Origin of the sequence: Amycolatopsis sp. Hca4 (assembly GCF_013364075.1) — a bacterium.
Taxonomy (GTDB): domain Bacteria; phylum Actinomycetota; class Actinomycetes; order Mycobacteriales; family Pseudonocardiaceae; genus Amycolatopsis.
Map to the genome: position 1 here is coordinate 2,401,253 of NZ_CP054925.1, position 20,907 is coordinate 2,422,159.

At 66.4% G+C, this 20,907-nt stretch carries 22 protein-coding genes; 8 read left to right on the forward strand and 14 right to left on the reverse strand.

The window, feature by feature from the left end:
- Window positions 1-275: 275 nt before the first annotated feature.
- Entirely contained in the window at window positions 276-1,373 is a 1,098-nt protein-coding gene (locus HUT10_RS10255; protein ID WP_176170969.1) for a helix-turn-helix transcriptional regulator, read from the reverse strand.
- A 286-nt stretch (window positions 1,374-1,659) separates the two neighbouring features.
- Here HUT10_RS10255 and HUT10_RS10260 point away from each other — a divergent pair, with 286 nt between their 5' ends.
- Complete coding sequence (locus tag HUT10_RS10260; protein ID WP_176170970.1) at window positions 1,660-2,025, forward strand: peptidoglycan-binding protein; 366 nt, start codon at window positions 1,660-1,662, stop codon at window positions 2,023-2,025.
- Between the two features lie 667 nt (window positions 2,026-2,692).
- Window positions 2,693-4,096, forward strand: coding sequence for a pentapeptide repeat-containing protein (locus HUT10_RS10265; RefSeq protein ID WP_176170971.1), 1,404 nt, complete (start codon window positions 2,693-2,695; stop codon window positions 4,094-4,096).
- Window positions 4,097-4,459: 363 nt separating this feature from the next.
- Here HUT10_RS10265 and HUT10_RS10270 read toward each other — a convergent pair whose 3' ends face one another.
- Entirely contained in the window at window positions 4,460-5,023 is a 564-nt protein-coding gene (locus HUT10_RS10270; protein WP_254897446.1) for an IS630 family transposase, read from the reverse strand.
- Here HUT10_RS10270 and HUT10_RS10275 point away from each other — a divergent pair.
- Complete coding sequence (locus HUT10_RS10275; protein ID WP_254896801.1) at window positions 4,928-5,833, forward strand: OB-fold nucleic acid binding domain-containing protein; 906 nt, start codon at window positions 4,928-4,930, stop codon at window positions 5,831-5,833. The two genes, HUT10_RS10270 and HUT10_RS10275, sit on opposite strands and share 96 nt — an antisense overlap.
- A 6-nt stretch (window positions 5,834-5,839) precedes the next feature.
- Here the strand turns inward: HUT10_RS10275 and HUT10_RS10280 are convergent, their stop codons facing one another.
- From HUT10_RS10280 to HUT10_RS10320, 9 genes are all read right to left on the reverse strand, one after another.
- Window positions 5,840-6,313 carry a hypothetical protein gene (locus HUT10_RS10280; RefSeq protein WP_176170972.1) on the reverse strand — a complete coding sequence of 158 codons (474 nt, stop codon included), beginning with the start codon at window positions 6,311-6,313 and terminating at the stop codon, window positions 5,840-5,842.
- 138 nt (window positions 6,314-6,451) lie between these two features.
- Window positions 6,452-7,396, reverse strand: coding sequence for a hypothetical protein (locus HUT10_RS10285; RefSeq protein WP_176170973.1), 945 nt, complete (start codon window positions 7,394-7,396; stop codon window positions 6,452-6,454).
- A gap of 105 nt (window positions 7,397-7,501) precedes the next feature.
- Window positions 7,502-7,795, reverse strand: a complete 294-nt coding sequence (locus tag HUT10_RS10290; RefSeq protein ID WP_176170974.1) for a hypothetical protein — start codon at window positions 7,793-7,795, stop codon at window positions 7,502-7,504.
- A 36-nt stretch (window positions 7,796-7,831) separates the two neighbouring features.
- Window positions 7,832-8,707: an aminoglycoside phosphotransferase family protein gene (locus HUT10_RS10295; protein ID WP_176177762.1), complete on the reverse strand. Its 876-nt coding sequence runs from the start codon at window positions 8,705-8,707 to the stop codon at window positions 7,832-7,834.
- A gap of 92 nt (window positions 8,708-8,799) precedes the next feature.
- Complete coding sequence (locus HUT10_RS10300; RefSeq protein ID WP_176170975.1) at window positions 8,800-11,289, reverse strand: site-specific integrase; 2,490 nt, start codon at window positions 11,287-11,289, stop codon at window positions 8,800-8,802.
- Window positions 11,286-12,521 (reverse strand): site-specific integrase, encoded by a 1,236-nt coding sequence (locus tag HUT10_RS10305; RefSeq protein ID WP_176170976.1) that lies wholly within the window; start codon window positions 12,519-12,521, stop codon window positions 11,286-11,288. The genes HUT10_RS10300 and HUT10_RS10305 overlap by 4 nt, the downstream gene beginning before the upstream one ends.
- 51 nt (window positions 12,522-12,572) lie before the next feature.
- Window positions 12,573-14,168 (reverse strand): site-specific integrase, encoded by a 1,596-nt coding sequence (locus HUT10_RS10310; RefSeq protein ID WP_176170977.1) that lies wholly within the window; start codon window positions 14,166-14,168, stop codon window positions 12,573-12,575.
- A gap of 20 nt (window positions 14,169-14,188) precedes the next feature.
- Window positions 14,189-14,749: a hypothetical protein gene (locus HUT10_RS10315; protein ID WP_176170978.1), complete on the reverse strand. Its 561-nt coding sequence runs from the start codon at window positions 14,747-14,749 to the stop codon at window positions 14,189-14,191.
- Window positions 14,746-15,924, reverse strand: coding sequence for a tyrosine-type recombinase/integrase (locus HUT10_RS10320; RefSeq protein WP_254896802.1), 1,179 nt, complete (start codon window positions 15,922-15,924; stop codon window positions 14,746-14,748). Before HUT10_RS10320 ends, HUT10_RS10315 begins: the two co-directional genes overlap by 4 nt.
- Window positions 15,925-16,079: 155 nt before the next feature.
- On the opposite strand from HUT10_RS10320, the gene HUT10_RS10325 reads away from it, so the two are divergent.
- Entirely contained in the window at window positions 16,080-16,235 is a 156-nt protein-coding gene (locus HUT10_RS10325) for a hypothetical protein (RefSeq protein ID WP_176170980.1), read from the forward strand.
- Between the two features lie 129 nt (window positions 16,236-16,364).
- Window positions 16,365-16,853 carry a GNAT family N-acetyltransferase gene (locus tag HUT10_RS10330; protein ID WP_254896803.1) on the forward strand — a complete coding sequence of 163 codons (489 nt, stop codon included), beginning with the start codon at window positions 16,365-16,367 and terminating at the stop codon, window positions 16,851-16,853.
- 28 nt (window positions 16,854-16,881) lie between these two features.
- On the opposite strand, the gene HUT10_RS10335 is transcribed toward HUT10_RS10330, so the two are convergent.
- Both HUT10_RS10335 and HUT10_RS10340 read right to left on the reverse strand, forming a co-directional pair.
- Complete coding sequence (locus HUT10_RS10335; RefSeq protein ID WP_176170981.1) at window positions 16,882-17,484, reverse strand: hypothetical protein; 603 nt, start codon at window positions 17,482-17,484, stop codon at window positions 16,882-16,884.
- Window positions 17,481-18,110, reverse strand: coding sequence for a hypothetical protein (locus tag HUT10_RS10340; RefSeq protein ID WP_176170982.1), 630 nt, complete (start codon window positions 18,108-18,110; stop codon window positions 17,481-17,483). The genes HUT10_RS10335 and HUT10_RS10340 overlap by 4 nt, the downstream gene beginning before the upstream one ends.
- Window positions 18,111-18,603: 493 nt before the next feature.
- On the opposite strand from HUT10_RS10340, the gene HUT10_RS10345 reads away from it, so the two are divergent.
- Genes HUT10_RS10345 through HUT10_RS10355 form a run of 3 tightly spaced genes read left to right on the forward strand, consistent with a single transcriptional unit; the run spans window position 18,604 to window position 20,295 of the window.
- A complete protein-coding gene (locus HUT10_RS10345; RefSeq protein WP_176170983.1) occupies window positions 18,604-18,855 on the forward strand; it encodes a hypothetical protein in 252 nt (83 codons plus the stop codon).
- 34 nt (window positions 18,856-18,889) lie between these two features.
- Window positions 18,890-19,477, forward strand: coding sequence for an RNA polymerase sigma factor (locus HUT10_RS10350; protein ID WP_176170984.1), 588 nt, complete (start codon window positions 18,890-18,892; stop codon window positions 19,475-19,477).
- A complete protein-coding gene (locus HUT10_RS10355) occupies window positions 19,474-20,295 on the forward strand; it encodes a hypothetical protein (RefSeq protein WP_176170985.1) in 822 nt (273 codons plus the stop codon). Before HUT10_RS10350 ends, HUT10_RS10355 begins: the two co-directional genes overlap by 4 nt.
- A 278-nt stretch (window positions 20,296-20,573) precedes the next feature.
- Here HUT10_RS10355 and HUT10_RS52170 read toward each other — a convergent pair whose 3' ends face one another.
- Window positions 20,574-20,825, reverse strand: coding sequence for a helicase associated domain-containing protein (locus tag HUT10_RS52170; RefSeq protein ID WP_368660828.1), 252 nt, complete (start codon window positions 20,823-20,825; stop codon window positions 20,574-20,576).
- Window positions 20,826-20,907 lie beyond the last annotated feature (82 nt).

Below are 20,907 nucleotides of genomic sequence, written 5' to 3' on the forward strand. Positions count from 1 at the left end.
GGCAAGTCAGGAAAAGGTGATCCACTAGAGGTCGCCGGGGGTTGGCGGCCGGGGTCTAGGTTTCGCTGCCGTCCGGATGACCACAACCCGGTACCGCCGGTACGGGCGTGCCAGTGAGGGTTGCGTGCGGCGTAGCGCGTCGGTGGCGGTCTCGATGACCAGCACAACGTGTGTAGCAGGACACTACCGAGCTGCCCCTGTGACGACGACTGGGGTACGCCTGCACGGCGCCGGGTACTGGTTCCGGACTGCAACGAGGTACGGCTAACTGAAGATCAAGTACGTGATGCCGGGTTGTCTAGGCCCGCGTGAGTCGGTGTCTCGTGCAGGAACTCTCTTGAGAATCCCGACGGTGTCGCGCTGGCAGTGTCCGGATTAAGGAGCGATGTTCCGGATCCGGTGAGGGTGTGGAGGGCGAGATTGCGGTGGCGGATTGTGGTGGTCAGGCCAGCTTCGCGCAGGATGGTGGCGTGTTCGCTGGCACTGGCGGGGGCGATACCGGCGCGTCTGGCGAGTTCGGTTGTGGTGCATCCGGGATGCTCGGCGATGGTGCACAGGACGGTCGCACGGGTCCGTCCGAGTAGGGCGGCCAAGCGGGCGAAAGTGAGGCCTGCCGCTATCGGCGAGTCGGTCTGGATGAGCAGAGGGTACGCGTCGCCATCTCCGGATTGGGCGGGATACGTGAGCAGGGGCTGTGATTCCGGGGAGGAGATGGCGAGCGGATGCGTCTCGGCGCCGAACACTGAAGGAACGAGCAGCAAGCCGCGGCCGTCCAGGTGGATATCGGTGTAGAGCGGGATCGGTGTCTTCACCTCGAGAACGGGTGGGTTCCAGCGGATGTAGCGCGGGTTGAGCCCGGACAGCACCCGGTCGGCCCCGCCGTCGAGCAAGTCGCGGCCCTTGAGGACCCGGTCGATGGCAACCGTGGTGCGCACGTGCGGCCAGTAGGGGGCCAGGGCCTGCTCGTACACAAGGGCGAAGGTGTCAAAGAGCTGGCGCCTCAGCTGCCGATCGTCGACAAGCCGGTGCACCCAGCCAGGAACGGAACGGGACTCCGCGGCACACAGAAGCGCGGTGCGGATCTCTCGTGACGAGATTGCCCGCGCCTCGTCCAGCAGCTGGTGCGCTTCGCCGGCCGAGGGTGGGAACAGGAACCCGGGTATCGATCCTGAAGGAGGTGCGAGATCGACGATCATCCGGGCTTGGGCCGGCAGCCGAGCCGTTACCTCGCTGCGCCAAGCCCCGAACCGCACGGGCTGAGCACGAGATTGCAGCTGCCGAAGGGCGGCCAGCAACTCCATCATCGCATACGGCCGGTCGTCCACGCGTGTGCGTGCCAGGTCCTCGACCGTGAAATGAAACCGGAATCCCACCGAAGTCCCCCTGGTTCAAGTCCAACATGACTCGCCCTATTCTTGACCGATTCGCCCTCTTTCGGCAGAGGCCGAATGGGGGTGACTCCGTCTGAGTCCGCGGGCAGTCTTGGTGCAGGCGCTAACAGAACACCGGCGCCAAATCAACGGATCCAGCCGTTGAGGGGGCGGCTGGATTCGGGAGCGAAGCCCGACTCCTGTCGGATAAGTGAACACCATCAAGAACAGAACCGTCATAGAGAGATGAACCTCAACACAAAACTAACCGTCATGGGAAAGGATCGAAATGATCGGAAAGAAGTTCGCCATCAAGGCCGGGCTCACCACAGCCCTGGCCGCCGTGGCCGCCGTGGCGTCCACCGGGTCCGCCCACGCCGCTGTGGGCGCCGGCTGGGTGGGCTGGGGAGAGACGAACAACTCCCACGCCGTCTGGTGCGTCCAGAAGCTGATCGACGACTCGCCCTCGCCCGGGTACGCCACCACTGACGGCGCGTTCGGCCAGCAGACCTACACCGCCATCCAGAAATTCCAGCGCTGGGCAGGCCTGCCGGCAGACGGCGTCGTCGGCCCCTCGACCGGCGACGCGCTCCTGCTCGACTTCAGCGACTACTACGACAACTACTGCTACCACTACCTGCCCACCACGTACTAGCAGCGTGCCACGCCTTGAGCGGATGCGGGCATCCGCTCAAGGCGGTACTGCCGAGCGCATGGACTGCACGGGCACTCGCAGCCCTGGCACACGCGACTGGCGTTCCGTGACCTCTACCGGAAGGAACCGGCTCGGCCGGCTTTGATCACGGTCACCCAGATCCGCTAAGTCGTAGGCATGCTCCTCTTGGCTCTGCTCGGCGGCCGGCTGAAAAGGGCAAGCCGACCGTCGCCCTGCCGACCATCACCGGATGCCACGGCAGCAGCGGGCACAGCCACCGCGTACCCAATGCTGACCCCGTCGTCGACTATGAAGCCGGCGGAGCCGTCAGCCCGGCGCCGTTCTCCACGCGTTGCCCCTGTCAAGCGGCGGCCAAGATGGCCGACGGTAAGTCGTTGACCAGCGACAGGACAGATAGCCTGACGCGCCCGGCAGACTAACGCGTCAATCTATCTGGCCCTGTTCGGCTAACCCGCCACGCGTTCATGCGGTTGGGCGCCGGAGCCGTCGCCCCTGGGCGGCGGCCGTCTTGCCGCTGCCTCACGCTCGATAGCGAAGCCGACCGGTGATACAGGTTCGACCTGCGTCACAAGAGTCCGGCTTGACGAATGCGTACCCCCTGCCAGGCAGCAGTAGCGGCCCGGGCCCCTCACACGACTGTCTGTGAGTGAAACCGAAAACGCGGCGGGTAGCTGTGATCGTGTTGGGCGTCAGCACCGTCCTTCTCCTGTTGGATGCCGCGCTGAGGCAACTGCCGGACCAGCAATGGTGGCCGGGCTGGGCGGCGATCGAAGCCTGGCTGGGCCGGTGGTGGCCGCTGTTGCTCGCGCTGGTGCTGGCTGCCGCCACCGCCACGCTCATCAGGCACGGTTCCCCACGACCCACCGTCACCCCACCCATGTCGATCCGCTGGGAATCGGAACCGGGCCAGCCAGGTCTGCTGCCACGTGCAACGGTGACACCGGACGTGACGCCGCCGCCGCGGCGATGGAACTGGACAGCGATCACCTCGGTCGTGACCGCAGCCACCGCCCTGGCCGCTCTGGGATTCACTGCGCAGTCGCTGTCCGCGACCCGCACGCAGATCAACCTATCCGAACAAGGCCAGATCACCGACCGCTACACGAAGGCTGTCGACCAGCTCGGCGCCCAGGGGGCAGACCACCTCCAAACCCGCCTCGGCGGCATCTACGCCCTGGAACGCCTGGCCAGAGACTCACCCCGCGATCAAGCCACTATCATCGAGATCCTCAGTGCCTTCATCCGCAGCACGCTCCCGACCGCCACCGGAAAACCCGACGGCACCACCACCTGCGCCAGCAGCACGAACGTCCAGATCGATGTCAGAGCTGCCCTGTCGGTCCTCGGCCGACGCAACCACGACAACGACGCAGACACAATCGCCGACCTCCGCGGGGTCTGCCTCACCGGCACCGACCTTGCCTACGTGAACTTCGGTGGCGCGAATCTATTTGAAGCCGACTTCACCAACGCCAACCTCATCGGAGCGCAGCTCGAACGCGCGAACCTCTACCGCACGCACTTCGCCGGCGCGCAACTCGACGGCGCGCACCTCGATCACGCGTACCTTGCCAGCGCGAACCTTGCCGGCATGAGGCTCATCGTGACCCAACTTGACGGCGCGAACCTCACCAACGCCAATCTCTCCCACGCAGACCTCGACGGCGCGGGCCTCGCCCACGCCGACCTTTCCTACGCGAACCTCACCGACGCGAGACTGTTCGAGGCGAACCTGTCGGGCGCCTACCTCGCTTACGCCCAGCTCGGCGGCACGACCCTCACCGAGGCCCACCTCAGCCACGCGGACCTCGCCCACGCGCGTCTGAACGGGACGCAGGCCACTCGCGCTGACCTCGCCGACGCGAACCTCACGGACGCGAACCTCAGGCACGCGAACCTCACCGACGCGCACCTCACTCACGCGAATCTCTCCCAGGCAGACCTCGACTTGGCTGACCTCACGCGCGCTGACCTGACTGGCGCGTTGCATGACGACCGCACGTTCATACTCGGCGCTACGACGACTGGCACCGTAGGGGCCTGGTTTTGAATCGAAGAACGGGTCCCTCTCGCCAAGTGATCGACCTGAACATGCTCGGACGTCGTTTCGGCCCGTGTAGGTGCAGGTCCGGGCGTGTGATGGACCTGGGGGTCGCCGGGGACGCCATGTATCCAATTGCGGCCGCCAGCGCTGCCGAACCTGACAGCCCTGCGGGCCCACCTGCGGCGCCGACTGCGCCACGCTGTCCCCACTGGCCGGCTGTCGCACCGCGGATGCTCAACATTGGGGATCGGCCAAGCTACCCACCCCGACGGCTGCTGTGCATGATCACGCTCGGCGCGAGGCCCGCCGAATCGCAAGTCCAATGTCAGACGGCCACGGGAGTGACCAGAATACCTGTCGGATGACCAGCTAGTGTCGCGCGTCTGAGGTTCGTTGACGGGTGGCGTGGGGCAGGACCTCGTCGGCGGTCTTGGTCCAGGCGAACGGGTGACAGCGGGTGTTCCAGCCGTCGATGAATCCGCGGATCACAGCGACGAGCTCTTTGACGCTGTCGAAGGATCCGCGGCGGATCGCCTGGCGAGTGATGATGCCGAAGAACACTTCGACCAGGTTGAGCCAGGAGCCCGAGGTGGGCGTGAAGTGCAGCGTGATCCTCGGGTTCCTGACCAGCCAGGCATTGACCTCGGCGTGCTTGTGGGTGTGGTAGTTGTCCAGCAAGACACGCAGCTCGCGACGCGGGTAGGCCCTGGCGACCTTCTTGAGGAAGTCGAGGAACTCGGCCTTGCCGTGCCGGTCGTAGCACTGGTCGGTGACTTTCCCGGTCGCGATCTCCGGTGCCGCGAACAAGGTCGTGGTCCGTTGCGTTTGTAGTCGTGGGTGTCCTTCTCCGGCAATCCGGGACGCAGCTACTACCCGGCCGCGTTCTGTGCCGGGTTGCTGCGCGCCCAGCCGATGGGCTTCTACAGCCCGCAGTCCCTGGTCGCCGACGCCCGCCGCCACGGCGTGCTCGTGCGCGAGCCGGACATCAACGCGAGCCTCGCGCACGCCACCCTGGAACCCGACGCCGACAGCACCGGCGGGGTCGCGATCCGACTCGGCCTCGCCGGTGTCCGGCACCTCGGCGACGATGTGGCCGAGCAGATCGTCACCGAACGCCAAGCCCGTGGTCCCTACACCGGGATTGGGGACCTCACCGGCCGCGTCCAGCTCAAGAAGACCGCCGCCGAAGCCCTCGCGACCGCCGGTGCCTTCACCCGCTTCGGCGGCGACCGCCGCCAGGACGTCTGGGCCGCCGGTGCCGCGGCGACTACCCGACCCGGGCACCTGCCCGGCCTGGTGCCCGGCCTCGACGCCCGTGCCTTGCCAGGGATGACCCGGTTCGAGGTCACCGCCGCCGATCTGTGGGCCACCAGCGTCTCTCCCGACTCCCATCCCGTGCAGTTCCTGCGGGAGCTGCTCGACGCGCGCGGCGCGATCACTACCGCCGCTCTCGCAGGCGTCGAGGACGGCACCCGAGTCTGGGTCGGCGGAGCGGTCACCCACCGGCAACGGCCGGCCACGGCCGACGGGATCACGTTCCTCAACCTCGAGGACGAGACCGGGATGGCCAATGTCCTGGTCTCGCCGGGGCTCTTTCACCGGTTTAAGCAAGTGTTGCGAAACCCGGCAATCGTGGTGCGTGGCGTCGTCCAGATTGGTCAGGGCACTGCATCGGTGGTGGCTGATCAGGTCGCGCCGCTCGATATTCGTAATCTTGCGCTGCCATCTCGCGATTTCCGCTAACGAAGCCTAGACTAACATCACGTACTGCTCGCGGGCGGCAAGGGGTGACTGTAGGTCATCGCGCATCAGTTCCCTCAGCTCCAAACGACGGCTACGCCAGTCATCAACGCTCTGAAACCAAGTCAATCGCTTGGTAGCTTCGACAACGTAGCCCCCCACACAGCGTCCATATAACACCCGAGCCAGTTGAACAAGCGCGTCGGCTTGCCTTCGTAACGCGACAGGAACCGGTTGTCGCTTTTGCCGCCAAAGTTGCAGTCGAGAATCATTCTCTGCCCCCGCTTGCCGGGAAACGACATCGCCACGCCTCTCTCGCAGCGCGTCGAATATGAGATATAACGCCAGCAGGAGAGCGACTGGAATCGCTACCCAGGTGTACTTTTTCCACTCATCAGGGAAAGCATTAGTAGCAACGTTGATGGCGCTAGGCAGGAGCAGCACGGCTACAATGACCCCGCCAACCGCTGGCTTCCGTGCCATCAAATCCTCCTTGTCCGACCGTACGATACTTTCCAATAGTAGCACTTGCTGTCACCAGCTGCCCGCGCGTTAGCGTTGCACACCCGACAAGTTACGCGCAGGTCAACACTGGACAGAGTGATATCCACCTTCGCCACATCATTTGAACCAGACCCGAAGGGCAGCCGTCACAATGGCAACAAATATACCTGTCGCCAGCGCACCCCCAGCGAACGTTCGCAACCAACGAAAAAGGCGATCGCGCGGCGAACGTGAACGAAACCTTGCAGCGGGAGAGAATGCAATTTGCGGTATCAACCCCCCGGAAGCTGTTTCCGTTATCAGCTCCCCCAATTGTGGACAAATAGTAGGCCGCCGCCGTCGATCAGCCGGACTTTCCGCAAACCAAAGTAGCAACTCTCCCATTGTAACTCCGCCATCACTGGAATTTCCATTGAGTCGGCCAGAATCTCGCGTGAGAGCCCACGCTAGACCAACAACTCGACGACGTAAAAATTGAGGATCAGCAAGCCACTTAGCACACAGAAGATCGATTCCATGCAGAGGCTCAGTGGGCCGCAACAAATGCACCAACCTAACACAGCGAGCACATGAGGCCAGTAGCCGTTTGCGCGGATATGCACTATTATCGAAAAGCCAGACTGCCATCGCCGTAGTCAGGAAAGCAGCAATAATAAAATCTCCGCGCGTCACGATGGGCGTCACCGACGGATTGCTCGGCCGCCTTTCCGGAAGAGCAAGGAAAATCCATAACGATAAAGCTAAAAGAGTGAGATATGCAGCCAGGCCCGATCTCATCATGGCCCAATTGGCACGTCTGCAGTTTTTACGAGAAACACCGATCTCGATCAGAAGCTTCTTCTCGGCGCGTCCAAACGGTTTAGTGAGCAGCATCAACTCAGGGTAAGGGAAGAAGCTGACTACGAATGGGGTTGTGATCATGACATCAACCCAACGCTGCCAGAGTCTGTACATCGACGCCAAGATGTTGCCTCTAGGCGACAGAGTCGGAGAATTGCTGCCGGAAGGCGTCGAAGGGAACTCTTCTGAGGTAGTCGTCGGTCTCGCATCGTCGTCGGTCATGTACATCAACGTCGCCGGAACAGACCAGGATGTTGCACATCGATGTGCTACGCAATGACCTTATGCTACTGGAGTAGTGCTCAGGCCAGGAGTTAGGAGGTGCGGTCAGGAGCGCAGGATCGGCATCCCAATATCTACCGGCCCACCGTCGCGGGTGTGCACAATCGTGCGGTCGAGGTCGATGAGCTTGGCCGTGGCGGCGTGCAGGCCGTCGACCTCGCCGAGCCAGCCGTTCATTCGGGCTTCGGTGATGCGGTCGGCGAGGTTGCGGACGATCTCGGCGAGCCGCTCCCGCTGGCGCGGATCGATGCGCAGGACGGGACAGCGGATGCATGCTTCTCTGAACTTGCGCCTACCCGCCCCAACCTGCGTTGGCAGACAGCCGTCCACAGCTGACACGCACTCAAAGCGGTATGGGTGGATATTCGCTTGGTATCACGAAGCCAGTGCGAGCAGTTCGTCGATCACCGGCTCTGGCCCGCCATGGGTGAGATGCGCGATGGCGAACATGGGTGCGATCACTTGGCTCCAAGAATACAGCCTGTCCTCGCCGAGCCCGCATGCGGTGGCCACTCGTTGGCAGCGGGCCTCGACGCCCTCGTGTCCGGCACCGGCCACCACGTAGTCGACGGCGTCGAAGCATGGATCGCCGATGCATGCCTTCGGGTCGATCGCGACCAGACCCCGCGACGGGCCGCCGTCCAAGACGTTGGCGAGGTGCAGATCGCCGTGCAGTAGCACGAGCCTGGTCTGAGTGTCCAGTAACGTCTCGCAGCGTCGTATCGCCCGCTGCCACATGGTCTGATCGATCCGAGCACCGATGGTTGGTTCGGTCAGCCTCTGGCCGATTCGGCTGAAGGCCTCGTCAAGCCGACCGCGTAGATCCCACGGCCAGTGCGTGGGCGGAGCCACGCCGTGTAGTGCGGCTAGCAGCTCTCCCCACTGCCGCGGCAACGTTGCGCCTGGCAGGTCTTCGGCTTCGGTGCCGGGCAGAATCTCCTCCAACACCATTGCCCCGGCCTCCGCATCGATGGCCAATACGGCCGGCACCCGGCCCGAGGGCGCGAACACGCGCAGCATCTCCACTTGCTTGGTCAGCAGTGTCCGATCCGGACTGAGCTTGAGAACCGCCAGCGTCCCGTCCGGCCATTGACAATGCAGGACGACAGAGGAGGCTCCGCTCTCAAACAGCTCACCGAGTACGAGGCCCCATCGGGCGGCCAGCCGTTCAGCAACGAGCGGGACTTCCGCGAGCCAGCGCTCGGCCTCTGGACCAAATCGACGGACCAACCGTGCACCAACGTCTTCCATATTCACCCCGCTAGTTTGCCTGACCTGTCAACGTGCATATCTCGGCGACAGACAGGCCGCCCTGTTGTGAACCGTCGTCATGTTCTCTGAACTTACTTCTCATCGGAAGTGGCCCTTCCGGAGATGAAGCCGAACGAGGGCATGCCGAGCTCGGTCGCTGTTGCCTGTCGTCGTTGGAACGTGGCGTCGATCTGGGCGAGCTTGTCTTTGACACCGCTGTAGCTGACTTGGAGTCCCTCGACTTCGCCGAGCCATCCTTCGCGTTTCGCTTCGATGATGCGGGCCTCGAGGTTGTCGCGGATCTCGACGAGCCTGGCGCGTTGCGCGGGGTCCGGTCGCAGGAGTGAGCATCTCACGCAAGCGTGCTCATGGACGCAGGGTGATCCGAATGCTCTCGCGCAGGTCCCAACCGATACCTTTCGTTTCTCGAAGTGCGCGAGGAACGCATCCCATTCCGCGTCGGTCGGAGTTCGGTATTCTTCGCTGGGCCTGGTGGCGCGGCGACGGGTGATGAACGCGCGATGTGCCTCAATCGTTTCGGCGGGATAGACGGCTTTGTAGCCCATGGTCGTGTCGATGGTCTTGTGTCCGCAGATGACCTGCGCGATGTGGGGCGGCAGGCCGTTCATGATTGCGTCGGTGACAAAGATTCTTCGGAAATCGTGTGCCTGGAATATCAACGGGTCGCCATTGACGTCGGTGAGCTCGGTCGAGGCGAGGGCGTTGATGAGTAGTTTGCGGATGGCCGAGGGGGTGATCGCGCGGCGCTCGTTGCCGATGGCCCGCTGGAACAGCAGCGGCATCGGCGGGTGCCAGATCTTCTCTCGGATGTCGTAGGAAACGACTAACGGGACAGCTCCGTTGGGAGTGCGCAATCGCTGGACGATGGCGCTGAGGACGTCGGCGAGTTCGGGACTGACCAGCAGGAGTCGTTCGGTGTCGGTCTTGGACGGGGCGATCTGCAGCAGCGGCACCAGTTCGCCGGTGGTGGGCAGTCGGTATTCGGTGATGCTGTGGTGGGACAGTTCGAGCAGTTCCTCGCAGCGGATACCCGTCAAACGAAGCACTTCGACGGTGGCGAACGCCCAGAACGCTTCCTCTTCTTCGTAGGACAGGTTGCGCCGGTTGCCTGTCGCGACGTCCTCGGCCCAGACGATCCGACCGATCGCTTTGGGCGCCACAGCTTTTCGCAGTGCGCCATCCGTGCCGTCGATCACCGCTCCTGACTCGGTCGCCTGCGCGACGGCGAGGAGACGGACAGCAGCCAGGCGGCGATCGTTCGCGGTGCGCACCAGCACCGGCAGGACGGGCAACCGCTCGCGGGTGCGCTGGTCCATGCGGGCCTTGCGGTGCCTGCGCTCCTTGGACTTTTGGACCTCCGTGCCGCTGATCGGGCAGGGCGCGACCCAGGGCGCCCAGCGGGCTGGATCCTCGACCGCCCAGTGTGCGATGTCGAGATAGAGCGCTCGGACGCGCATCAGCTCGTCCTTAGCGTTGAGACGAGGGCTTGACACCTCGATGCGCTCGCCGGCGGCGTTGGTCGTGGTGCGCTTGACCGTCCTCAGCTCGTCTTTCCAGGCGCGGACGACGTCCGACGGAAGCCGCAGGGTGTCAATGCCGGGGGCGAGGGATTCGATGCGAGCCCAGAACAGCCCGGCCAGTGTCCGCGAGACCGCGTCCAAACTGGTGAAGTCCAACGATGGTTGGCGTTCCCGCAGGTAGTCGATGAGCAGGTCCCGGACTGGCCGACACTGGATGCGATATCGGTCGACCAGCTGCTCGATCGTCAGCCGTCCGCCGGCCAGGCCGAACGCGCGGATGCTGTGCGGCGCATCCCCGGGGAAGACGCCCAGGGCGCGCAACCGCAGGTAGAAGTCGACCTTCTTCTGCCCGCCGCGGGTATGGACGCGCCGCATCGTTTCCACCAGCTCGACGCAGTCGCCGACGGTGATGTCGGCGATGGTGCCGCCCTTGCAGGCCAGGATCGTGGCGATCCGGGTCGCCGCGATCTTCGCGTCGACCTGGGAGCTTGCCGGCTCGGCGGCGGCCAGCTCTGCCAGTCTCGTGAACCCGGCCGGATCCCTGACCTGCGCCATGACCGACGCCACATACCGATGGGTGCGAGTGAGCATCCACGGCAGGCCGGGGCGGATGACGTCACCGCAGATCAGCATCAGCAGGCCGGACGGCACGTCCGTCGAGTCGTAGGACGTCACTCCGCCGTGCGCTGCCAACCACTCCATCGGCAGGGTGACCCACTCTGCGCCCGGACGTTCCTCGGCGCCGCTGGCCAGCCAGTGGTCCTGCCAGGTGTCTCCGGGAAACGCCGAGAGCCAGCGCAGCAGTTTGGTCACGCCGCGCCGTCGCCCAGCCCGGGTGCCGTTTGCCGGGGGCGCGAATGGCGGTGCGGTCAACCGCTGCTGCACCTGCTCGGCCGTCGCCGCCGTGTGCGGCCACCATTGCTCGGCCGATCGTGGCGGAAATTCGGTGCGCAGCTGACGGTTCCGCGATCGCTGCTCGGCGGCAACCGAGGTCGCCGCGGGCAGCGGTTTGCGGGTGCTGTGCTTGACGGTGGAGGTCATAACGCCCTCCCGAACAGCACGCTCAACGCCTGCGGGTCGTAGCCAGGCGCGGGCGGCGGAGGCGATGGCTTGTCCCGCTGTTCGGCGGTGCGGGCGTGATGGGCCAGGACACCGGCTATCACCTCGTCCTTGTTGGGCGTGAGGTAGATCTCCGTGGTGGACAGGTGCGCGTGACCCATGACGAGCTGCACGTCGCTGAGCGTCAGTTGCGGGTCGCGGGCCATTCTCGCCGCCGCGCTGTGCCGCAGGTCGTGCAGTGTCCAGTCCGACCCGAGTGCGGCGTTGGCGCGCTCGAACATCCGATGTGCCGCATGGTAGTTCAACGGCCGTCGTGGTCGGCGCAACGTCCACCACACCGGCTGAGTCCGGCCTCGCGGGACCTGGCCATGCACTTCCTCCTGATACAAGCGCAACCACACGAACGCGTCCGCCGACGCGGGGACCTGCTGCGTGGCGCGGGTTCCCTTGCGTACCACGGTGATCAGCTGCTGGCCCGGATCGATGTCGCACTGCCGAACTCCCAGCAGCTCCGACGCGCGTACCCCGGTCGAGATCCAGAACGCCACCAGCGCCCGGTCCCGGTTGGACGGCAACGCGGCAAATAGCTCGTTGAACCGCGGGTCGGGAATCGCCCGAGGAACCCGGTTCGGAACTTTCGGCCGGTAACGCCCCACCCGCTCGTGCGCCCATCCGTCCATCGGGTTGTGGTGCGCGTGCGCTCGCCGGGACCGCCGGGCAGGATCGAGGGGAAACGGGTTCAGGACCGGTCCGGTGCCCGCGTCCCGGTGAAAGTCGTAGAAACCACGCAGCACCGTCTCGCTGTGCGCCACGGTCGCCGGTGCGTACCGATCTCCCAACGCGGGCTTGCCGGTGACCGGGTTCGGCGCCCCGGCGTTGCCGCGACCGCTGACCAGACGCCGCTGCTTCGCCGTCACCTGGATCCAGCAGCTGAAATCGCGGGCTTCCACCCGGGACGCCCGATCCCAGCCGACATTCACTGCGTGCAGAAATCGCCACCAACGCAACAAGTCCATGCCATACGAGCGCAACGTCGCCGCCGACCGCCCAGCCGCCAACAGCTCCCGCAGGAACACAGCCGCCGGCTCGACCACCCCGCCACCGGCGGCCAACAGACGGTACGGCTCCATCTCGTCGCCGGTCGCCACCAGACGACCGCTGCGGGGCACCATAAGACTGGCGAGATCGCGAGTGCTCTCCTCCGAGTTGATCATGGCGGGCAACGTAGCGACACAGTCCCAGCTGGCCCCCTCGACCTGCCCAAACTAGGGAGTGAGTTCAGTCAACGGTGCGTGCTCGTGCTGGCACGGGGTGCCATACGGGCGCCCGCAGGTGCCGAGTTCGAGTTTGCGGGTCTGGAAGTGCTGCTGGAACTCCGCCCACTCCTCTTCGGTCGGCGAGCGGTACTCCTCGGCTGGCCGGATCGCGCGGCGCTTCGCGAGAAACGCCCGGTAGGTACGAACCAGGTCGTCCTGGAACACCGCGACATAGGCCTGGGTGGTGTCGAGGGAGGCGTGACCGAGCAGCCGCGCAGCGATGTGGACTGGGAGGCCGCCTGCCACGGCCTCGGTGGCGAACATGCGGCGGAAGTCGTGCGGGGTGTAGGCCAGCGGATCGCCGTGGCTGTCGCGTAGCCCGGTCATCGCGAGCGTCCGGTTGATCAGCCTGCGGATGCCGCCGTGGCTGATCACGGTACGTCGGCTACCGCGCTGCCGCTGGAACAGGTGCGGCAACGGCGGGCCGACCTCGCGCTCGTAGCCGTCGTAACGTGGAATCGACGGCACGACGCCGTCGTTCTGGCCGCGCAACCGGGTCACGATCGTGGCCAGCACGCTCGCGAGTTCGGGGCTGACCAGCAGCAGCCTCTCTTCGTTATTCTTCGACGGCACCACTTGCAGCAGCGGGATCAGCTCGTTGCTCTCGGGCAGCCGGTAGGACACGATCGCCAGCTGGGTCAGCTCGAGCAGCTCCTCCACCCGCAGCCCGGTGTGGCGCAGCGTCTCGATCGCCGCCCAAGCCCAGAACCGCTCGTCTTCCCGGATCGTGATGTTCTCGTCCGTGTCGCTGACGAGGTCGCGCACGTAGACGTTCCCGGCGCCACGGTCGTACACAGACGTCCGGTCCGCCCCCTTCATCCGGAGCCGGCAGTACCGGCGGCCGTCGACCTCGAACTCGTCGCCCGGTGTGTGCTGCCGGGCGACGCCGAGCAGGTCGGCAGCGTCTGCGTGCAGCCGGTGGGCGGTGTCGGCCAGCAGCGGCAGGTGCGGGAGCCGTTCCCGGATGCGCTGGTGCATCCGGGAACGGGCTGCGCGCTGTTCCTTGGCAAACCCGTGGCAGTCGTTGCGCCGGACCGGGCTAGGGACGGCCCATTCGGCCCAGGTCGCGTCCTCGACCGCCCAGCGTTGGATATCGAGGTAGAAGGTGCGCACCTTCGTGAAAATGGCCAGCACGTCGGTGCGGGGCCGTTGGGTTCCGTCGGTCTGCACGACAACGCGAACGCGCTCGCGCCACGCCGCTGCCTGCTCCGCGGTCAACTGGAGGGTGTCGATTCCGGGATGGTGGCGTTGCAGGTCGGACCAGAAGAGCCCGGCGAGGATGGCGACGTCGGTGCGGAAGGAGTTGTAGTCCACGGTGGGGCGGCGGGTGTCGAGGTAGCGGATCAGCAGGTCGCGGATTCGCGCCGCCGCGATCTCGTAGTCGTCGACGAGATCGGCCGTAGCGCGCTGGCCGAGCAGCACGGCGTGGCGCAGCCGGCTATCGGCCGGTGTGACGCCGATCGCGGACAGCAGTTCCCAGGCCAGGTGCAGGCCACCGGTCGGTCTCGACGTGGACCGTGGATGGTGCATCGCCCAGCCGTACATTTCCAGGACGTCGTCGGGGGTCAGCTGGCTGGGGCCGCGGCCGGGTGCAGGACGATTTTGCTGATCGCCTTCATCGCCGCCGACCGGTGTTTGTCCGTGATGCCGCGGGCGTCTGCGGCGGCTGTTAGGGCCGCGAACTGGTCCGGCTCGTGAACCCTTCGGGTGTGCTCGAACAGCTTGCATGCCCTGAAGGCGAGCAGGACGTCGTAGCTGGGCAGGATCACCTGCCCCAGGAAAAGGTGGCCGATCGCACGGACTCGGGCATCCCGCACGGCTGGGGTGAACGGGCGGGTGTCGGTGACCGTGTCCAGCCAGTCCAGCCCGCGGTCTGCGCCGGCGTTGACCCAGCGTTCCTGCCACCCGGCGCCGGGGTGGGCTGCCAGCCACTCGAGCAGCCGGCGCAGCTCGTTCAGCGTCGCCGAGTTCTCTTTCAAGCCCGCTCGCCACACTGGCGACTGGGCCGGGATCCGCATGACCTCCTCGATGGTGAACCCGTCGCCGCGGCCAGCACGCGGCCGCTCAAGCAGCGGGGTGAAATCGACCATCCAGTGCTTCTTGCGCGCCCGGATCGCGAGCGTCACGAGACGGTCCCTCCGAACAGGACGGCCAGGTCCTCGACGTCATACGGCGTCGAAACCGTCGGCGGGCCCTGCGGTTGCCGGGATCGGGCGGCCAGATGGTCGGCAACGCGGCGGATCACCTGCACCTCGTCCTCCACCAGGTAGACCTCGGCGGTCGTGCTCAGGTGCGCGTGGCCGAGAATCGTCTGCACGTCCCGCATTGACAACCTCGGATCGCGCGACATCCGGATCGCGGCGGTATGCCGCACGTCGTGCAGCGTCCAATTCGTGCCCAGCACCGCGTTGAGCCGCCGGAACACCCCCCGCAGCGCCTCGTAGTTCAGCGGCTGCCGCTGAAGCCCGCCACCGCGGTCGCGGCGACGGACCGTCTGCCACAACGGATCCTGCGGCGTGAACATGCCGAGCTCGGCGACGTACAACCGCAGCCACACGAACGTCTCCATGCTGGCTGGCAGCCACTGCTCGGCTCGCGTCCCCTTCCGGACCACGCGGATCAGCTGATCACCCCAGTCCAGGTCGACACCAGCCATGCCCAGCAACTCACTCGGCCGAGCGCCGCTGCTCACCCCGGCCGCGACGATCGCCCGGTCGCGGTTCGACCGCAAAGCGCCGAACACCTCGTCCCACCTCTGGTCCGGCATCGCCCGAGGCGCACGCTTGGGCAAGCCCGGGTTGTAGCGAATCGTGCCCGCCGCCTCTGCGCGTTCTCCCACCCCGCCGGCTGGCGGCCGCCTCCAGCCGCGACCCGGGTCGATCGGCATCGGGTTGAGCAGTGGACCCTCGCCCGTGTCGATCCAGAACTCGTAGAAGCTGCGGATCACCGCGTTGCTGTGCCGGATCGTGCGCGCCCGGTACCGATCATCCAGGTAGGACTTGCGGGTGATCGGGTTGACGGCGCCAGCCGTCGCAGTCGACACCGTCCGAGGATGGTTCCGCGGCTTCGCCGCCGCCTTCAACCACAACACGAACGCGCGCGCCTCAGCCGAGGTCGCCCGGTCCCAAGCGACCTCGACGACCACCAGCCAACGCCACCAGCGGAGCAGATCATAGGCGTAGCTGCGCACGCTGCTCGGCTGGGTTCGACGGGCCGCAAAATCCGACAGGTAGACCTCGATTGGCCGCACGGCGGCCCCGTCCGGCCCGACCACCATCCACGGCGCTGTCGACCACGGCACGACCCGGCCCCACCTCGGCAACTGAGTCGGCTCGATCGCTCGCGTACCTGCTGCGCACATGCACCCCTCCGATCACTGGCTGCGCGCAGTCTCAAGCCGGGACCCTCGCGACCTGCAGCGTCAGGTCGGCGTGTCGCTGCTTAGTCCGGTCAACAGTGTGGCAGCGCAACCGTGTCGTCGCCCGCGCCAGCGCCGCCCTGCTGATCCGTGGACAGGTCCAAGCCGCGGAAGGAGTCGTCACCCTCGTCGCCGACCGGATCGAAGCGCTCGACCTGTCCATGGCGACCGCACCGTCGCGCGACTTCCGGTGACCGCCGGCCAGCCCGCCGTCGGCGGTCCGCGATCCGGCGCCCGCGGCGAGTACGGCGATCTTCTGCCGATCCGGCCCGCCGCGGGCGCCCGTCCAGTGCCTGCGCGGGGAGTACCTCACCCACTACGGCATGACCCAGACCTACAGTCACCGGTATCGCCTGCATGGCACCCTTTGCGAAACCTGCAGGATCATCGAAGCGCGCGACCCGAGCGAACGTCGCCTCGCCGAATGGGCCCAGCTCGACGTCACCGACCAGCACCTCCCCGCGGCCGCGCCGCAGCAGGGACTCGCGCTGATCGCGCACCCGCCCGAGACCGGCACCCTCACCGGCCGGATCGAGCTCGTGCTCGACGGCGCCGCCGCTGGCGCCGTCACCCTTACCTGCTGTCCCGTGTGTCGGATCGCCACCCTCGACTATGTCCACGTCGTCGCCGAGTACCGCCGTCACGGCTACGGCCGCACTCTCGTCGCCGCAGCCCACGCCCGCACCCCCGACTACCGCTGGACCGCCCCGCTGCCGTCCGGCGGCATCGCGCAGGCATTCCGTGCCCGCATCCCGTACCCACCCGCTGCGCCCCTGTGCGTGCACCGCCAGTCCAGCGAAGGACCGCAGTGATCCCGCACTCGAGGTCGCGCGGAAGCCGTCACGGTGACGTTCCGCCATCGTCTTCCGAAGAGCGCTCCGGGGCGTCGACGCGCCGTGCAGCACGCTCCGCTGCAACCCGATCGATCTCGGGCATGTACGCCAACATCGTCCGCTTGACCCGCCGGAAGTTACGGCGCCGCGCAAGCCAACTCTCGTACGAGTCAATCTTCAAGTCCGCGCGGATCGCCTCAAGCGCCAGATGGGACACGATGTGCTCCTCACGCTGAAGCTCGGCCTGCTGCTGCTCCTCCAAGATGTCCCATGAGGCCAGCCTGCGCATGACATCGCGATACTCCTCAAGCGCCCCGATTACCGTGCTGCTCGCGAAGACCTGCATGTTCCGCTCCAGCGGCACTAGACGCTGCAGGACGTCGTCCGGATCGGCGCCGGAATAGTTCTCGCCCAGGAGGATGCCGGCATTGTCGTTGATCACGTTGACGTACTCGATGTACAGGTCATACCGCTTGTCGATCAGCCGCGACAAATGCGTGTTGGTCCGGTTCTTCCGCTCGCGCCTGGCCGTGAACCACTGGGTGAGCATGACTCCGATGAAGGCGATGACACCGCCTACCAGGGGCCCTGCGATCTGGTCCCAGGTCACGTAGTCGCCTCCGCATTCGTCGCCGGCGTGACCGTCGGGCCCGGCCAGCCACCCGGCCACTCCTCGACCGTTCGGGAACGCCAGAGCTGCCACCAGTACGTGCGCAGCTTCTTCGCCGTCCCGACATCCCGTCGCGCAACCAAAACGAAGTCCTTCTGTGCCTCACCCAGGCGGAGCTGCCAAGCCCCGGCCCGCTCCAACTGCGCTGCCCGATCCGCCGCCTTCCTTTCGGTCGGGATGCAGTCGAACAGCTGAGCCACGATCGCCGTGATCTCCTCCGCAGCGGCACGCGGCTCCGGGTTACCAACCAACCTGATCTCTGACAACGCGGCCAAGTAACCCGAGAACGACTTACGCGCCTCGGCCGACAGGTACATCACCGTCGTGGTGTGCCGCCACTGGAACGGCTCCCACTGCCGCGACGCCAGCGCGATCGCTCCTAGCTCCACGAACCAGGTCAGCAGGTCACCGGTCGCGACGAGGAACCCGAGGTAGGCGCCGCCCCGGGCCGCGGCCTTCGCACCCTTGTCCTTCTTGCCCGGCGGGACTGCCGCCCACATGCCGTGCGCGGCCTTCAGCCCGCCAGCGACATGGCCGGCGACCTTCGCGATCTCGCCGAACGGCACCGCGGAGAGAGTAATCGGCACATCCAAGCCCATGACGAAGATCCACAGCGGGAGGGCGACACGCGTGTCGAAGGCCCCGCACCTGCTGAAGGGCGGCCCCACCCGACGCAGATCTTCGCTGGCTTACGCGGGCGGAAGAACGGATCGGGCAATCCGTCGGCGATAGCGGATCGAGCCCGCGGTCAGGGGCGCCACCTCACCCGGGCGGCCGCGATGATCCCGCTGCGGCGAGCTTGTTCCAGCTCAGCGCGGCGGTCCTCGTCGCGGTAGGAGCCGGTGGCGGGAGCGCGGACGCCGCACTGGACGCCTTAGCGTGAGGACCTGGCCGCGTTCCTGGGCACAGTGTTCCCAGGCGAGCCGGATGCGCCGGCGCGGCGTGCTCCGCCAGCCCTCTGAGCTGCAATAAGTCTCCGCAACGCGACCTTGTGGCTCTCACCTGTATCCGGACGGCGCAGGGCCGAGACCGGAAAGGACGGATCTGGGCCGAAAGGACGTGGTGACGATGGTGTGGGTGTTGACAGCGATCGTGTTGGCCGTGCTGGCGTGCGGCACGAAAGTGCTGATCGAGGCGCGCAAGGAACGGCGCCGGGAACGCCGCTACGGCGCGTGGGCGAGAATGTCGGCGGGGTTGCCGCACGGCAGCCGGCTGACAGGCGTCGAACCTGATGGGCACACGCTGGTCGAGATCGGTCAGCCGCAGGCCTTGTCGAGGGAGAACGCGCGGGTGAGCCGTGGTCGGCGATGACGGTGCGGGCAGTGACGGGTCATCGAGACCGATCATGGAACCTGGGGACGGGTTTGAGCTGGCCGAGGCCGCGCTGGACGCGATCCTCGACGAGGATGAAGCGGCAAGGCAGGACCTCGCGCTCGCTGAGGCGATCGGCGTTGGCGAGTTCTACCACGAACACGCCACCAAGCTGGTCGGCTTCGTGATCAAGCTGGGCGCGACGGTTCAGGACGCCGAGGACATCGTGCACGGAGTGCTGCTCAAGCTGCTGAACCGATGGGACACCGTCGAGAACCCCACAGCCTGGGCGCGCACGGTCGCGACTCACGCGTACATGCGCAGCGCGGTGCGCGTCCGCGAGGTGGTCACCACCGAGCCGATTCCGGAGTCGACGGCCGCGCCGGCGCTGTTCACTCCCGAGTTCCGGGCTGAGATTGCCGAAGAGTTCGCCGAGGTAACGGCCGCCCTGGCTGTGTTGCCGGGGCAGCAGCGGCTGGTGATGGCCTGGCGCATGGAGGGTTCCTACACCGATAAGGAGATCGCGCAGGTTCTGCGCACGACCCCGAAGGCGGTCGCGGCTGCGGCGAAACGAGCTCGGCGGACGCTGAAGACTCACTTGAGGCGAGAGGACAGACGATGATCAAGCTGCGCAGGCGAGGCAAGATCACCGACCGCGAACTGGACGCCATCCTCGCCGGCTTCAACGACAAGATCGGCACCACACTCGAGCGCGGCGCAGACACCGCCGCCGGGTTGCGCGCTCTGCTGGCCGCGGACCGGGCCCGCTCGGTGCGCCCAGTCGAGCAGGCTGTAGACGTTGCAGCCGCGTCGGCCGGTCCGGCTCGCCCGTCCCTTCTCGTCGAGGGGCCCCGAATGTCCTCGTCTGCCATGGCAGTGCCGGGGGCGTCGCGCACGGCGTACGTCGTCATCGGCATCGCGGGGCTGGTAGTCGCAACCGCGTTTGCGGCGGTGGCGGAACTCAGCGGCTCGCCCGGCAGCGACATCGCGGGAGCCACCGAGACTGTGTCCGACGCACGGCCGCTGACCAGCATTGCGAGTCTCACCGGTCCGGCGATGCCGGGCACGGTGACCATCGGTGGTCGCAGCTACCCAGGCTTCACGATCCCCACAGGGTGCACGGACACCGTCGTCGAGACGACGCTCGACCCGGCGGGTTACCAGGCGCTGCTGCTGCGCTTCGCGGCCACAGGCTCACGCCCGATCCGCTACCGGGTCGACGTCGACCACCTCACGCGATCCACCGGCACGGTCACCACGGAAAGCACACCGACCGCGCTGACCGTCCCGCTAGACCATACCAACGTCAACGCCGCGCCCAGCACGACCGCAGCCATCGGCCTGCGCCTCGGCACCGGCAACGTGACGATCTCCATCACGGCAAGTGCCGACGGATGCGCTCCGGCGGATCTGGTGGTCGGCGCAGCCGTGGTGCCTTGAATCGCACCGGGTCAGTGACCACCACCGCGCCGCTCAATCTCGCGCGGCTGGACACCGATCCCGGTAGCCTCGTCAGAGCAAGTCGCCGCCGCGGTCGCCGATCCGCCCAACGCTGTGCGGCCGTTCAGGAAGACCACCGCACCCGTCGTCGGCTGCTCCTGGGGCGAGCCGACGGAGGAGCATGACCGTATCCAAGCCGCGGACATCGTCGGTGAGATCAACGAGACGGTCGTGCACCGACCGCAACGGGGTACGGCTACCCGCTCGCTGCGAGCGGGCTATGCCGATGGCCGAGAAACCGGGAGTCCTCGTTGCTCGAGCGCCCTGCGGCGGTCGGCGCTCAGTCTCCCGCGTCTGGCGGCGGCGTACTGCTTGTGAACCCAGTCGCCGAGCGGAAGGCCCTCCGGTGTGCGGTAGGCACGTCTGATCGGGCCGGTGCCGACCGTGGCGCGGTAGACGTCACGGCGGGTAGCCCGGTCACCGGCTTGGACAAAAGCCGCCGAGGTGTCGAGGTCATCGCGACCGGCCAGCCGATGCACGTCGAGTTCGACTTCGCCAAACTCGAAGCACTCGCCGTGTGATCCCGTGGGCGACGGTGCGGCGTTCCCTGAA

Coding starts and splice junctions, on each gene's coding strand:
- HUT10_RS10260 (WP_176170970.1), top strand. CDS start 1,660: ATGATCGGAAAGAAGTTCGCCATCAAGGCCGGGCTCACCACAGCCCTG.
- HUT10_RS10280 (WP_176170972.1), bottom strand. CDS start 6,313: ATGGCACGGAAGCCAGCGGTTGGCGGGGTCATTGTAGCCGTGCTGCTC.
- HUT10_RS10285 (WP_176170973.1), bottom strand. CDS start 7,396: ATGACCGACGACGATGCGAGACCGACGACTACCTCAGAAGAGTTCCCT.
- HUT10_RS10295 (WP_176177762.1), bottom strand. CDS start 8,707: ATGGAAGACGTTGGTGCACGGTTGGTCCGTCGATTTGGTCCAGAGGCC.
- HUT10_RS10300 (WP_176170975.1), bottom strand. CDS start 11,289: ATGACCTCCACCGTCAAGCACAGCACCCGCAAACCGCTGCCCGCGGCG.
- HUT10_RS10305 (WP_176170976.1), bottom strand. CDS start 12,521: ATGATCAACTCGGAGGAGAGCACTCGCGATCTCGCCAGTCTTATGGTG.
- HUT10_RS10310 (WP_176170977.1), bottom strand. CDS start 14,168: ATGTACGGCTGGGCGATGCACCATCCACGGTCCACGTCGAGACCGACC.
- HUT10_RS10330 (WP_254896803.1), top strand. CDS start 16,365: ATGACCCAGACCTACAGTCACCGGTATCGCCTGCATGGCACCCTTTGC.
- HUT10_RS10350 (WP_176170984.1), top strand. CDS start 18,890: ATGGAACCTGGGGACGGGTTTGAGCTGGCCGAGGCCGCGCTGGACGCG.
- HUT10_RS10355 (WP_176170985.1), top strand. CDS start 19,474: ATGATCAAGCTGCGCAGGCGAGGCAAGATCACCGACCGCGAACTGGAC.